Source organism: Microbacterium sp. SORGH_AS_0888 (assembly GCF_030818905.1).
Lineage (GTDB): Bacteria > Actinomycetota > Actinomycetes > Actinomycetales > Microbacteriaceae > Microbacterium.
In genome coordinates this window covers 187341-199590 of the sequence record NZ_JAUTAZ010000001.1, presented here as the reverse complement: position 1 = coordinate 199590, position 12250 = coordinate 187341, and the positions used below count along the sequence as shown (strand labels likewise).

Here is a 12250-nt window from a genome sequence, read left to right as displayed (position 1 = left end):
CTCGATCGTGGTGCCTCGCGCCGAAGGACGCGACCCCGCCACTTTATGCGCCGACATGGACCGCAGGCCCGCGCGTCCCCTCCGAAGTCCCTATGAACCGCGCGCCGAGGGGGCTCAGGCGGCGCCGTCGAACATGCTCGTGACCGACCCGTCCTCGAAGACCTCGTGGATGGCACGCGCCAGCAGCGGCGCGATCGGCAGCACCGTGAGCGCGTCGAAGCGCTTCTCCTCGGGGAGCGGGATCGTGTCGGTCACCACGACCTCGTCGATCGACGCATCCTGCAGCCGCTCCACCGCCGGGTCGCTGAAGACGGCGTGGGTGGCGGCGACGATGACACGTCGGGCGCCGCTCTCCTTCAGCGCCTGCGCAGCCTTCACGATCGTGCCGCCGGTGTCGATCATGTCGTCGACCAGCAGGCACACCCGGCCGCTCACATGACCGACGATCTCGTTGACCGTGACCTGGTTCGCGACGTTCGGATCGCGCCGCTTGTGGATGATCGCGAGGGGAGCGCCGAGGCTGTCCGACCACTGGTCGGCCACCCGCACGCGTCCCGTGTCGGGCGAGACGACCGTGAGCAGCGCGCGGTCCTCCGCGCTGAGCGTGTTCTTGAAGTGCTCGAGCAGGACCGGCTTGGCGAACAGGTGATCGACCGGTCCGTCGAAGAACCCCTGGATCTGGGCGGCGTGCAGGTCGACGCTCATGACGCGATCGGCGCCGGCCGTGCGCAGCAGGTCCGCGACGAGCCGGGCGCTGATCGGCTCCCGGCCGCGACCCTTCTTGTCCTGACGCGAGTACGGGTAGTACGGGGCCACGACCGTGATGCGCTTCGCGGACGCGCGCTTGGCGGCGTCGAGCATGATGAGCAGCTCCATGAGCCACTCGTTGACGGGCGGGCCGAACGACTGGATGAGGAAGACGTCGCAGCCGCGGATGGAGACCTCGAAACGCGTCAGGATCTCTCCGGACGCGAACGTGCGGTACTCGGTGGGCACGAGCTCCGTGCCGAGCGCACGGGCGACGTCCTGCGCGAGATCGAGGTGCGACCGCCCCGCGGCCACCACGAGCCGCTTCTTCGTCTTGGCGACCAGCCCCGGGGCGATGCCCCGCTCGCGATCGAGGTCAACCGTCTTGTCTTTGCGTGCCATCGATCGCTTCCTGTGCCGCCCGTGCACGCTGGGCCGCTGCTGCGGCCCCCGTGCCGGGCCTGTTCTTCTCGACCCAACCCTCGACATTGCGCTGAGGGGCGACGCTGAGAGCCAATGCGCCGGGCGGGACGTCCTTGCGGATCACCGCACCGGCGCCGGTCTTGGCGCCATCTCCGATCCTAACGGGCGCGACGAACACGTTGTGGCTCCCGGCGTGCACCTCGTCGCCGATCACGGTGCGGTGCTTGTGGATGTCGTCGTAGTTCGCCGTGATCGCGCCCGCCCCGAGATTGACGTTCACGCCGATCTCGGTGTCGCCGACGTACGAGAGGTGCGGCACCTTGCTGCCGTCGCCGATGCGGGAGTTCTTGGTCTCGACATAGGTGCCGATCTTGCCGTCCGCGCCGAGGTAGGTGCCGGCACGGAGGTAGGCGAACGGACCGACGTGGGCGCGGGCGCCGATGACCGCGAGGGTCGCGTCGGCGCGACGCACGACGGCGTCCTCGCCCACCTCGCAGTCCGTGAGCGTCGTGTCGGGTCCGATCGTCGCGCCCCGTGCGATCGTCGTCGCGCGCAGGATCTGGGTGTTCGGCAGCACCGTGACGTCTTCCGCGAGCACGGCCGCGGCGTCGATCCATGTCGTCTGCGGATCGACGATCGTGGCGCCGGCCAGCTGCCAGGAGCGCACGATCCGATCGTTGAGCGTCCGCGCGGCCGCGGCCAGCTGCACCCGGTCGTTCACGCCGAGGGCGGCGGCGGCGTCGGACGCCTGCTCCGCAGCGACCCGCTCCCCCGCGCGCCGGGCGAGGGCGACGACATCCGTCAGGTACATCTCGCCCTGGGCGTTGTCGGTGCCCACCGCCGCGAGGTGGCCGACGAGGCTCCCGGCGCCGAAGACGTAGACGCCCGCGTTGATCTCGCCGACCTGCTGCTCGTGGTCGTCGGCGTCCTTCTGCTCGACGACGCGCTCCACGTCGCCGCCCGCGTCGCGGAGCACCCGGCCGTAACCGTGCGGGTCGGGCACGACCGCGCTCAGCAGCGTGACCGACGCGGCACGTGAACGGTGCGTCCGGATCAGGGCGGAGAGCGCGGCGGTCTCGAGCAGCGGCACGTCGCCGCTCAGCACGAGCACATCGCCCGTGAACCCCTCGAGGGCGGACAGCGCCTGCTGCACGGCGCGGCCGGTCCCCGCGATCTCGTCCTGATCGACGATCACGACCTCCGGCGCGAGCTCCGTGATGGCGCCCGCGACACGGTCGCGCTCATGACGGACGACCGCGACCACGCGGGCGGGCCGCAGCGCCGTCGCGGCGCGCAGGACGTGCCCGACCAGCGGCAGCCCGCCGATCTCGTGCAGCACCTTCGGCAGGCTCGATCGCATCCGCGTGCCCTGGCCGGCGGCGAGGACGATGACGGCGAGCTGGGGGTCGATCTGTTCGGACATGCTCCGCCGCCAGGACTCGAACCTAGACCTCACAGCTCCAAAGGCTGTCGTGCTGCCATTACACCACGGCGGATCGCGCCGCCCGCGGCGCATCGTCCAGTCTGCCATCCCGGAGCGCTCGCCCCACGATAATGGGGTCATGGCGAACGAGACCGACGAGGTGGACCGCATCGTCGGCGCGTGGCGCGCGCAGCGCGCCGACCTCGACTTCTCCCCCATGGAGGTGCTCTCCCGGGTCGACCGGCTCTCACGTCACCTGGACCGTGCGCGGCGCGATGCCTTCCGCCGCAGCGACCTGGAGCCCTGGGAATGGGACGTGCTGTCCGCACTGCGGCGCGCGGGCGAGCCGTTCCAGCTGAGCCCCAAGCAGCTGTTGCAGCAGACGCTCGTCTCCAGCGGAACGATGACGAACCGGATCGACCGCCTCGTCGGGCGTCGGCTCGTACGCCGCGAGGCCGATCCCGCCGACGGGCGCAGCGTGCTGGTGACCCTGACCGAGGAAGGACGGATCCGCGTGGATGCCGCCATCACCCGCCTGATCGACTCCGAGGCCGAGCTCCTCGGCCGGCTCCCCCGCGGCGACCGCGACAGGCTCGCCTCGCTGCTGCGCAAGCTCTCGCTGGGGTTCGACGCATGACGGAGGACACCGGGCCGGCGACCGCCCGGACGGGACGACTCCACCGCTGGTTCGATGTTCGTTTCCGCTCGGCGACGGCGATCTACGGCCTCATCGTCTTCACGTCCTTCATCACGATCGCGTCCGACGAGGTCACGGAGGACGGCCATCCGATCGACGCGTTCGAGCTCCTGATGGACGCCGCGCCCGCCCTCATCGTCTTCTACGCCGCTCACGTGTTCGCCCACACCCTGACCGACCACGGGGCGCAGGGGTTCGCGCGCGCCTTCCGGCACGCGCTGGTGCACTCGTCCGGCATGCTGTGGTCCGCGGTCCCGACGATCCTCATCCTCATCACCGGCGCCGCGACCCACCTCTCGGGCGCCGACGCCTACTGGTACTCGATGCTCGCGGCGATCGTCGTGCTCACCGTGCTCGGGTACGCCGCCTACAGCCGCAGAGGGGTCGCCGTCCCTCTCCGCGTCCTCGGCGGGATCGGGACGGGCGCGCTCGGCTTCCTGCTCATCATGCTCGAGTACGCGCTGCACTGAGCGGGCGCTTCGCCCGCCCCGCGGCCCCGCTCGGGGAACGGCGGCGCCGAGCGATGACCGAGCCGCCCGCACGGTCGCCTACGCTGGGGACGACATGGCGCATCTTCTCGGGGCCACGGGCCTGCATCTCGAATACCCGACCAAGGTGGTCTTCGACGACGTCTCGCTCGGCGTCGACGAGGGCGACCGCATCGGCATCGTCGGCCGCAACGGCGACGGCAAGTCGAGCCTGCTGGCGATGCTCGCCGGGCGGCGCGAGCCGGATGCGGGCAAGGTCACCGTGCGCGGCGGCGTCCGCATCGGTGTCCTCGACCAGGCCGACACCCTCGACGACGACGAGACCGTCGGCGGCGCCGTCGTCGGCGACACGCCCGAGCACGTCTGGGCGGGCGACCCCCGCGTGCGCGACGTGCTGGCGGGTCTCGTCGCGGACCTCCCGTGGGACGCGACGCTGGGCGCGCTCTCGGGCGGTCAGCGTCGCCGCGTGGCCCTTGCCCGCCTGCTCGTCGGAGACTGGGACGTCCTGGCGCTGGACGAGCCGACCAACCACCTCGACGTGGAGGCGATCGCCTGGCTCGCGGCGCACCTGAAGCGCCGCTGGTCCGCGAGCGCGGGAGGGCTTCTCGTCGTCACCCACGACCGCTGGTTCCTCGACGAGGTGTGCACGGCCACGTGGGAGGTGCACGACCGGATCGTCGAGCCGTTCGACGGCGGCTACGCCGCCTACATCCTCCAGCGGGTCGAGCGCGACCGGCAGTCGGCCGTGATCGAACAGCGGCGGCAGAATCTGGCACGCAAAGAGCTGGCGTGGCTGCGGCGCGGCGCGCCGGCACGCACGTCGAAGCCGAAGTTCCGCATCGACGCCGCGAACGTGCTGATCGCGGACGTCCCGGAGATCCGGGACCGGGTCCAGCTGCAGTCCCTCGCGGTCTCCCGGCTGGGAAAGGATGTCGTCGACCTCCTCGACGTCGGCGTGACCTACGCGGAGCGCACCGTGCTGCGCGACGTGGAGTGGCGGATCGCGCCGGGCGAGCGAACCGGCATCCTCGGCGTCAACGGCGCGGGCAAGTCGACCCTCCTCGGGCTCGTCTCGGGCGACGTGGCCCCGACGTCGGGGCGTGTCAAGCGCGGCAAGACCGTCAAGATCGCGATCCTCAGCCAACGGATGGACGAGCTGGCCCAGCACCTGGACGAGCCGGTCCGGGTGGTCGTCTCCGGGCTGCGGACGAGCTACACCCTCGGCACGGGCTCGAAGGCGGCGGAGCTCACCCCGGGCCAGCTGCTGGAGCGGCTCGGGTTCTCCAGCGCGCAGCTGTCGACCCCGGTCAAAGACCTCTCCGGCGGCCAGCAGCGACGCCTGCAGCTCCTGCTCATCCTGCTCGACCAGCCGAACGTGCTGATCCTCGACGAGCCGACCAACGATCTCGACACCGACATGCTCGCGGCCCTGGAGGACCTGCTGGACTCCTGGGCGGGCACGCTTCTGGTGGTCAGCCACGACCGGTACTTCATGGAGCGCGTCACCGACCAGCAGTACGCGATCCTCGACGGCCGGCTCCGGCATCTGCCCGGCGGTGTCGACGAGTACCTGCGGTTGCGGGCTGCGTCCGCCTCCCCCTCCACGCCCGCGGCCTCTGCCGCGGCGACGACCAGCGCCCTCTCCGGCGCCGAGCTGCGCGCAGCGGAGAAGGAGCTCGCGTCCCTCGAGCGCCGCCTCGAGAGACTGCAGCAGCAGGCAGCCCAGGCGCGCGCGAGGCTCGCAGACCTCGACCAGTCCGACTACCAGCTGCTCGGCACCGAGATGGCGAAGATCACGGCGCTGGAGGACGAGGCCGCCGCGCTCGAGGAGCAGTGGCTGGAGCTGTCGGCGCGGTTGGAGTGACGCCGGCGCTCAGTCGCTGAGACGCCGGTACCGCTGCAGCCGACGAAGACCCGGCGCGTCCGGCACGTCGGCGGGAACGGCGGCAAGCGCCTCGAGCCGTCGCTGCGCCGCGAGATCGTCGAGCTCGGCGCCGATCGCCACGAGCTCGCCCACCCCGGGCGGCTCCGCGAGCGGCGCCACGTGGATCATCCGGCCCACGACGTTGATCAGGTACCCCCGCTCCGAGCGCGGACCGCGCACCCGCACGCGTCCCTTGATCCGGTAGGCACCGGGAGGCGGGTTCTCGAGGAGATCGACCAATGCGGTCGGCGAGACCGGCGCCGTCAGACGCAACGATGCGGAGCGGGCATGCGCATGATCATGGTGCTCACCCGGCTCGTCGCGCAGGAGACGGGCGAGGGGAAGCTCGTCCTCGGGCTCTTCGGCGCTCGCCGCGTCGAACACGAGGGCGGGGTCGATGCGCCCCCGCGCGGCGACGACGATCTCGGCGCGCGGATTCCGCATCCGGACCCGCTCTGCGACACGGGAGATCCGCTCATCGCGCTCCGCACCGGCCAGAAGGTCGCTCTTCCCGATCACGACGAGCGTGGCCGCCGCGTATCGCTGCGGGGGCGCCTCGTGCGTGTCGACCGTGTCGAAGTGCTCCACGGCGTCGATCACCTCGACGATGCCGCCCAGGCGCACCCGGTCGACCCCGCTGAAGCGGATGAGCCGCCCGACCGCGACCGGATCGGCGATGCCGCTGGTCTCGACGATGATCGCGTCCAGCCGCAGGCGCGGCTGCGCCAGCTTCTCGAGGGCGCCGTCGAGGCCGCCCGCGTCGGGCAGGCAGCACACGCACCCGCCGGAGATCGCCGCGGCCTCGTCGACCTGCCCCGTCACGAGCGCCGCGTCGACGTTGACCTCGCCGAAGTCGTTGACCACGACGCCCAGCCGCGCGCCGGGCACACGCAACAGGTGGTTCAGCAAGCTCGTCTTGCCGGCGCCGAGACTGCCCGTGAGGGCGATGACCGGCACTTTCCCACCGTCGTCGGGCATGCGCCGCCTTTCCATGCAGTGGGCCCCGGCGCATCCGCACCGGGGCCCGTTCGCTGCGGTTCAGATCAGTTCAGACCATTCTCGCTCAGCCAGGCCTTCGCGATGTCGGCAGCCGACTTCTGGTCGACCGTGTTCTGCACGTTGAGCGCGACGAGCGCCTCCGGGGTGAGCTTGGCGCTCACGGCGTTGATCGTGTCCGCGATCTGCGGTGCGACGTCCTTGTTCACGAGCGGCACCACGTTGGACGCCAGGAACAGAGCCTTCGGGTCCTTCAGCACGACGAGCGAGTCGGTCTGGATCCGCGGGTCGGCGGTGAAGACGTTCGCGACGTTGACGTTGCCGGCGATCAGGTCGTCGACCGTCGTGTCGCCGGTCGCGGTGAACGTCACGTCGATGCCGTACGTGCTCTTGAGCCCCGTCGGACCGTACGGGCGATCGGCGAGCTCCGGCGGGCCGCCGAGCGTGAGCGGCACCGTCACGTTCGCGAGGTCGGAGATCGAGCTGAGCTTGTACTGGTCAGCGAACGCCTTGGTCACCGTGTACGAGTCCTGGTCGGTCGCGGTCGCCTGGTCGAGCACGGTGAGGTTGCTCGGGAGCGCCGTCTTCAGCGCGGCGTAGACGTCATCCGAGGAACGAGCCGTCGTGTCCTTGTCGAAGAACTGCAGCAGGTTGCCCGTGTACTCGGGGAACACGGTGATCGCGCCGCTCTCGATCTGCGGCATGTAGGCGTCGCGCGCGCCGATGTTGAACGTGCGCGTGACCGTGAACCCGGCGCCTTCGAGCGCCTGCGCGTAGATCTCGGCGATGACCTCGTTGGACGCGTAGGCCTGCGAGCCGACGACGATCGTGCCCGACCCGGCCGACGCGCCGGTGCCGGAGTCGAGCGGGTTGCTGGATGCGCAGCCGACGAGCGAAAGCGCGAGGCCCGCGGCCGCGACGGCTGCCGCCGCGATCTTGGTGCGTGCTGTGGACATGGGGGTTGCCTCTCTGGTGGGGTGGAGCAGGGTCAGGAAGACGTCGCCGGCACCGTGCGCCGGCGGGCGGACGCGCCGCGGTCCGCGCGGCCGGCACGAAGCCCGGTCGGCACGGCCGCGCGCTGAGCGAGCGCGAGGAGTGCATCGAGCAGCAGCGCGAGCAGCGCGACGAGGATCGCGCCGCCGAGCACCTGGTCGAAGCTGCGAAGGTTCAGGCCGGCGATGATGGGCTGTCCGAGACCGCCGAGCCCGATGTAGGCGGCGATCGTGACGGTCGCGACGACCTGCAGGACGGCCGAACGGAGACCGCCGATGAGCAGCGGGAGGCCGAGCGGGACCTCGACACGCCAGAGGATCTGCCACTGCGTCATGCCGACGGCTCGCGCCGCATCGATGACGCGGCGATCGATCGCCTCGAGGCCGGAGTAGGCGCCCGCGAGCAGCGACGGGATCGCGAGCAGCACGAACGTGATGACGGCCGCTTCCGGCTTGCGCAGGACGCCCATCAGCAGGACGAGCAGGAGCAGGAGTCCGAACGACGGCACGGCACGCGCCACACCGGCCACGGCCACGGCGACCTCGCGCCCCTTGCCGGTGTGGCCGATGGCCCAGCCGAGGGGAACGGCGATGACGACCGCGATCGCCACCGAGGCGGCCGAGTATGCGAGGTGCTGCAGCAGGAGCTCGCCGAGGGTGCCCGAGCCCTGCCACTGCCGCGGGGCGAAGATCCACGCGATCGCGTCGAGGAAAAGGCTCATGCGGGTGCTCCCGCCGGCTGCAGGGCGGGACGGCGCGCCCGGCGCACCCTCGTCGCGCGGGTCCACGGCATGAGCAGTCGGCCGGCGAACATGAGAAGCAGGTCGATCACGAGCGCGACGATCACGACCGCGACCACGCCCGAGAGCACCTCGGGGATGATGCGGCGCTGCAGTCCGTTCGTGAAGAGGTAGCCGAGATTGGTGACTCCGACCAGGATGCCGACCGTCGCGAGCGAGATGGTGCTCACCGCGGTGACGCGGAGCCCGGCGAGCACGACGGGGCCGGCGAGCGGGAAGTCGACGGCCCAGAACCGGCGCGCGGCGCCGTAGCCGACGGCGGTCGCGGCCTGGCGGATCGCGGGGTCGACCGAGTCGAGACCGTCGGTGACGGCGCGGACCATGATCGCGACGGCATAGATGGTGAGGGCGACGATCAGGTTGGTCTCGCTGATCGCCGAATAGCCGAGGACGGCGGGAAGGATCATGAGCAGCGCAAGAGAGGGGATCGTGTACAGGAGCCCCGTGAGCGTGATGACCCATCCGCGCAGCAGCCGGTAGCGCCAGGCGACCCAGCCGAGCGGGATCGAGATCACGAAGCCGACCACGATGGCGATCGCGCTCTGCCGCAGGTGCACCAGCAGCAGCGACCAGATCAGCTCGAGGTTGTCGGCGACCCAGGACATCTCAGGTGCCGTCCCCGACGAGCGTTCCCTGCGCGCGCCCCTCGCTGTCGATGAGGACCGCCCCGCGCTCGGTGTGCTTGACGCGCAGCGCACGACGCCCGCGCTCGACGCCGATGAAGGCGGCGACGAACTCGTCGGCCGGAGCTTCGATGATCTCGCTCGGCGTGCCGACCTGCAGCTTCTGCGCACCGGCCGCGAGGATCACCACCTGGTCGCCGAGGAGGAAGGCCTCGTCGATGTCGTGTGTGACGAAAACCACGGTCTTGTCGAGCTCGCGCTGCAGTCGGATCAGCTCCTGCTGGAGCTCGGCGCGCACGATCGGGTCGACCGCGCCGAACGGCTCGTCCATGAGCAGGATGTTGGGGTCCGCGGCGAGCCCGCGAGCGACCCCGACGCGCTGCTGCTGACCACCCGAGAGCTGACTCGGGTAGCGGTCGGCCATGGCGCGGTCGAGGCCGACGACATCCATGAGCTCGAGCGCACGCGTGCGCGCCGCCCTGCGCGTGCTGCCCGTGAGGCGCGGCACCGTGGCGATGTTGTCGGCCACGGTGAAGTGCGGCAGGAGTCCGGCGTTCTGCATGACGTACCCGATGCGACGCCGCAACGCGACAGCGGGCTCCGCGGAGACGTCCTGGTCATCGATCCGGATGCTCCCGGAGGTCGGCTCGACCATGCGGTTGACCATCCGCAGCAGCGTCGTCTTCCCACAGCCGGACGAGCCGACGAAGACGGTCGTCTTATGCGAGGGCACGACGAGGCTGAAGTCGTCGACCGCGGTCGTGCCGTCGGGAAAGCGTTTGGTGACGCTCGAGAACTCGATCATCGCCCGGGTCCCCGCCCGCTCAGTCCCCGACCTCGACTTCTTTCCAGAACGCGACGTAGCCGGAGAAGTCGGTGCCCACACGCTCGATCGCGGTGGGGTACGGGTGCGGATACGCCCAGGCACGGTCGGCGAGCTCCCGGCCGTCGGCGACGACGGTGTAGTACTGGCACTCCCCCTTCCACGGACAGGTGTAGGGGGTCGGGCTCTCGACGAGCACGCCGTCGGCGACACTCGCGGGAGGAAAGTACCAGTTGCCCTCGATGCGGACGAGGTCGCCCTCCGGCGCCTCGGCGAGGACGACCTCACCCAAACGTGCTCTCATGGGGGGAACGTTACCGGCACCCGCCGACACCGGGGCGGGGATTGCGTCAGAAGACGTCGTCGTGCTTAGCCACGAGGCCGTAGAGCGCGACGTCGAGGCGCGTCTCGCCGATCGGCAGCGCCGCGCGCAGCGTTCCCTCGTGGATGAAGCCGAGGCGTTCGGCGAGGCGACGGCTGCGCACGTTCGCGACGGCCGTGCGGATCTCGACGCGGGCCGCGCCGGCCTCGCGGGCGTGGTCGAGCAGGGCGGTGCACGCGCGGAACACGACGCCCTTGCCCTGCTCCTCCTCGTCGATCCAGTAGCCCAGCTCCGCAGTGCCCAGGTAGGAGTCGAGACGCAGCGACGCCGACCCGATGAGCACACCGTCCCGGGCGATCGCGGTCGGCAGGAGCGTGCCCGCCGCGAAGCGCTCCAGCTGCATGCCGGTGAAGGACGCCGTGGCCTCGAGTGACTGCTCGCCCTGCGCCCACGGCTCCCACTCACGCAGTCGGTCGAGGTTCTTGAGGGTGAGCCGATGCATCTCGGCGACCGTGTCGGGCGTGCGCAATGCGAGCGCGTAGCCGCCCCCGAGGTCGTGGACGAATCTCATGGCGATCAGTCTCCCACAGGCCTTGACCCGTTTCGAACATTTGTTCCACTCGTGCGGAGGCAGCCGCTTCGTGTCCGCCGATCCGACGCGGGTCAGTACCAGTAGCTCAGCCGCGCCGAGGGCTCCCACCCGAAGAGGTCTGCGACGGCGCCCGCATCGCTCGTGCGCAGGCGGCCCCCCGCCGCGAGCGTGCGCGCGGACACCTGGCCCAGGACGAGAGCGGACAGCGCGTCGATCCCGGCCTCGAGCGTGACGGTCGCCGTCGCCCGCGCCCCGGCCGGCGCGACGACCGCCGTGCCGTCGTCGTCGACCGTGAGGACGTAGCGTCCCGCGGCGATCCCCAGCGGATCCGTCACCTCCAGCAGCACCCGGCCGCGTCGACGGTACCTCCGCGCCTGAAGCACGGCCGGCACGTCGATGATGCGCACGTAGTGATGGTCGACCAGCCGCACGGTGGCCGCGCGCCGGTCCGAGATCATCCAGAGCACCGGCTCGTCGATCGACTGCTGGCCCGCGTGCACGATCTGCACGAGATCCAGCTCGACGAAGAACCGCCAGAGCGCGGCGTAGGCGTCGTCGCCGTCGGCCAGCAGCGAGACGATCTCGACACGCGCCCGGGTCACGTCCTCCGTGTTCTCCGTGACCGTGTAGAGCGCGAGACCGCGCACCGTGCCGGCGGCGTCCGCGTACTGCACGGCACGCAGTCGCTCCGGCTTCTCGGCATCGGCGCGGGTGCCCGCGAAGCGGTCCCAGTGACCCGCGGGCATCTCCAGCTCGCCCGGACGGTGCACCCGGATACGGTCGAACACGTCCGGCGCCAGCGCACGCCAGGTCTCGCGGGCGATGAAGTCGACCCGCCCGGCAGGCGCGGGACCGGCCCACGATGCGCGTTTCACATCGATCTCGATCGTGGCCACCGACACCGCCGGCCCGAAGCCGTAGCGGCCGTACAGGGTGGACTCGCTGACGGTGAGCGACGCGAACGGGACGCCGAGCGACGCCGCCGTGCGCAGCTCCCCCTCCAGGAGTGCTCGCGCGATCCCGCGGCGGTGATGGGTCGGCGCGACCGTCACATCGCTGATCGCGCACGACGGGATCACCGCGCCCGGGATCGAGAGGTCGGCGACCCAGCTCGCGACCGTCGCGACCGGCCACGCCGGAGCGGGACCGGAGGGGTCGGCCACCCCGACGAGGCGGCGGGACGCCAGGGGCTCGCGCGCCGCCTCCACCTGCGCAGAGGTCTGTGCCGCCTCGAGGAAACCGCGCGACACGGCCTCGTACCAGCCGGTGAACTCCTCGCCCTCGTGCGCGTAGCGGCGCAGCTCGAGCCCGCCCCGTTGCAGCCGCGCGGCGGACTCCGCGTCCACCGGTGCATCCGTGTGGGTCGTGATCAGATCGTGGTCGGCCATGTCAGCTCTCGT

The 12250-nt window shown here is 71.1% G+C and carries 13 protein-coding genes and 1 tRNA gene; 3 read left to right on the top strand and 11 right to left on the bottom strand.

Going from position 1 to position 12250, the window contains the following annotated elements:
• Positions 1–114: 114 nt before the first annotated feature.
• The 3 genes from QE381_RS00920 to QE381_RS00910 form a co-directional block, all read right to left on the bottom strand.
• The gene (locus QE381_RS00920) at positions 115–1149 is read right to left on the bottom strand and encodes a ribose-phosphate diphosphokinase (RefSeq protein WP_307214660.1); all 1035 of its coding nucleotides are present in this window, start codon (positions 1147–1149) and stop codon (positions 115–117) included.
• Positions 1124–2593, bottom strand: coding sequence for a bifunctional UDP-N-acetylglucosamine diphosphorylase/glucosamine-1-phosphate N-acetyltransferase GlmU (gene glmU / locus QE381_RS00915; RefSeq protein ID WP_307214659.1), 1470 nt, complete (start codon positions 2591–2593; stop codon positions 1124–1126). Before glmU ends, QE381_RS00920 begins: the two co-directional genes overlap by 26 nt.
• 1 nt (position 2594) lies before the next feature.
• A tRNA-Gln gene (locus QE381_RS00910) sits at positions 2595–2666 on the bottom strand.
• A gap of 66 nt (positions 2667–2732) precedes the next feature.
• Between QE381_RS00910 and QE381_RS00905 the strand changes: the two genes are divergently transcribed.
• The 3 genes from QE381_RS00905 (at position 2733) to QE381_RS00895 (ending at position 5642) form a co-directional block, all read left to right on the top strand.
• Positions 2733–3230, top strand: a complete 498-nt coding sequence (locus tag QE381_RS00905) for a MarR family winged helix-turn-helix transcriptional regulator (RefSeq protein ID WP_307214657.1) — start codon at positions 2733–2735, stop codon at positions 3228–3230.
• Positions 3227–3760, top strand: coding sequence for a hypothetical protein (locus QE381_RS00900; RefSeq protein WP_307214655.1), 534 nt, complete (start codon positions 3227–3229; stop codon positions 3758–3760). Before QE381_RS00905 ends, QE381_RS00900 begins: the two co-directional genes overlap by 4 nt.
• A gap of 94 nt (positions 3761–3854) precedes the next feature.
• Positions 3855–5642: an ABC-F family ATP-binding cassette domain-containing protein gene (locus tag QE381_RS00895; RefSeq protein WP_307214653.1), complete on the top strand. Its 1788-nt coding sequence runs from the start codon at positions 3855–3857 to the stop codon at positions 5640–5642.
• A 9-nt stretch (positions 5643–5651) separates the two neighbouring features.
• Here the strand turns inward: QE381_RS00895 and QE381_RS00890 are convergent, their stop codons facing one another.
• The 8 genes from QE381_RS00890 to QE381_RS00855 all read right to left on the bottom strand — a co-directional run bounded on the left by QE381_RS00890 (position 5652) and on the right by QE381_RS00855 (position 12238).
• Complete coding sequence (locus QE381_RS00890) at positions 5652–6680, bottom strand: GTP-binding protein (RefSeq protein ID WP_307214651.1); 1029 nt, start codon at positions 6678–6680, stop codon at positions 5652–5654.
• A gap of 65 nt (positions 6681–6745) precedes the next feature.
• A complete protein-coding gene (locus QE381_RS00885; protein ID WP_307214648.1) occupies positions 6746–7654 on the bottom strand; it encodes an ABC transporter substrate-binding protein in 909 nt (302 codons plus the stop codon).
• A gap of 32 nt (positions 7655–7686) precedes the next feature.
• Positions 7687–8412, bottom strand: coding sequence for an ABC transporter permease (locus tag QE381_RS00880; protein ID WP_307214646.1), 726 nt, complete (start codon positions 8410–8412; stop codon positions 7687–7689).
• Positions 8409–9095 carry an ABC transporter permease gene (locus QE381_RS00875; protein WP_307214644.1) on the bottom strand — a complete coding sequence of 229 codons (687 nt, stop codon included), beginning with the start codon at positions 9093–9095 and terminating at the stop codon, positions 8409–8411. The genes QE381_RS00880 and QE381_RS00875 overlap by 4 nt, the downstream gene beginning before the upstream one ends.
• Position 9096: 1 nt before the next feature.
• Positions 9097–9918 carry an ABC transporter ATP-binding protein gene (locus QE381_RS00870; RefSeq protein WP_307214642.1) on the bottom strand — a complete coding sequence of 274 codons (822 nt, stop codon included), beginning with the start codon at positions 9916–9918 and terminating at the stop codon, positions 9097–9099.
• A gap of 19 nt (positions 9919–9937) precedes the next feature.
• Positions 9938–10240, bottom strand: a complete 303-nt coding sequence (locus tag QE381_RS00865) for a DUF427 domain-containing protein (RefSeq protein WP_307214640.1) — start codon at positions 10238–10240, stop codon at positions 9938–9940.
• 46 nt (positions 10241–10286) lie between these two features.
• On the bottom strand, positions 10287–10829 hold the full coding sequence (locus tag QE381_RS00860; RefSeq protein ID WP_307214638.1) for a GNAT family N-acetyltransferase: 543 nt from the start codon (positions 10827–10829) through the stop codon (positions 10287–10289).
• Between the two features lie 92 nt (positions 10830–10921).
• A complete protein-coding gene (locus QE381_RS00855) occupies positions 10922–12238 on the bottom strand; it encodes a GNAT family N-acetyltransferase (RefSeq protein WP_307214637.1) in 1317 nt (438 codons plus the stop codon).
• Positions 12239–12250: the final 12 nt, after the last annotated feature.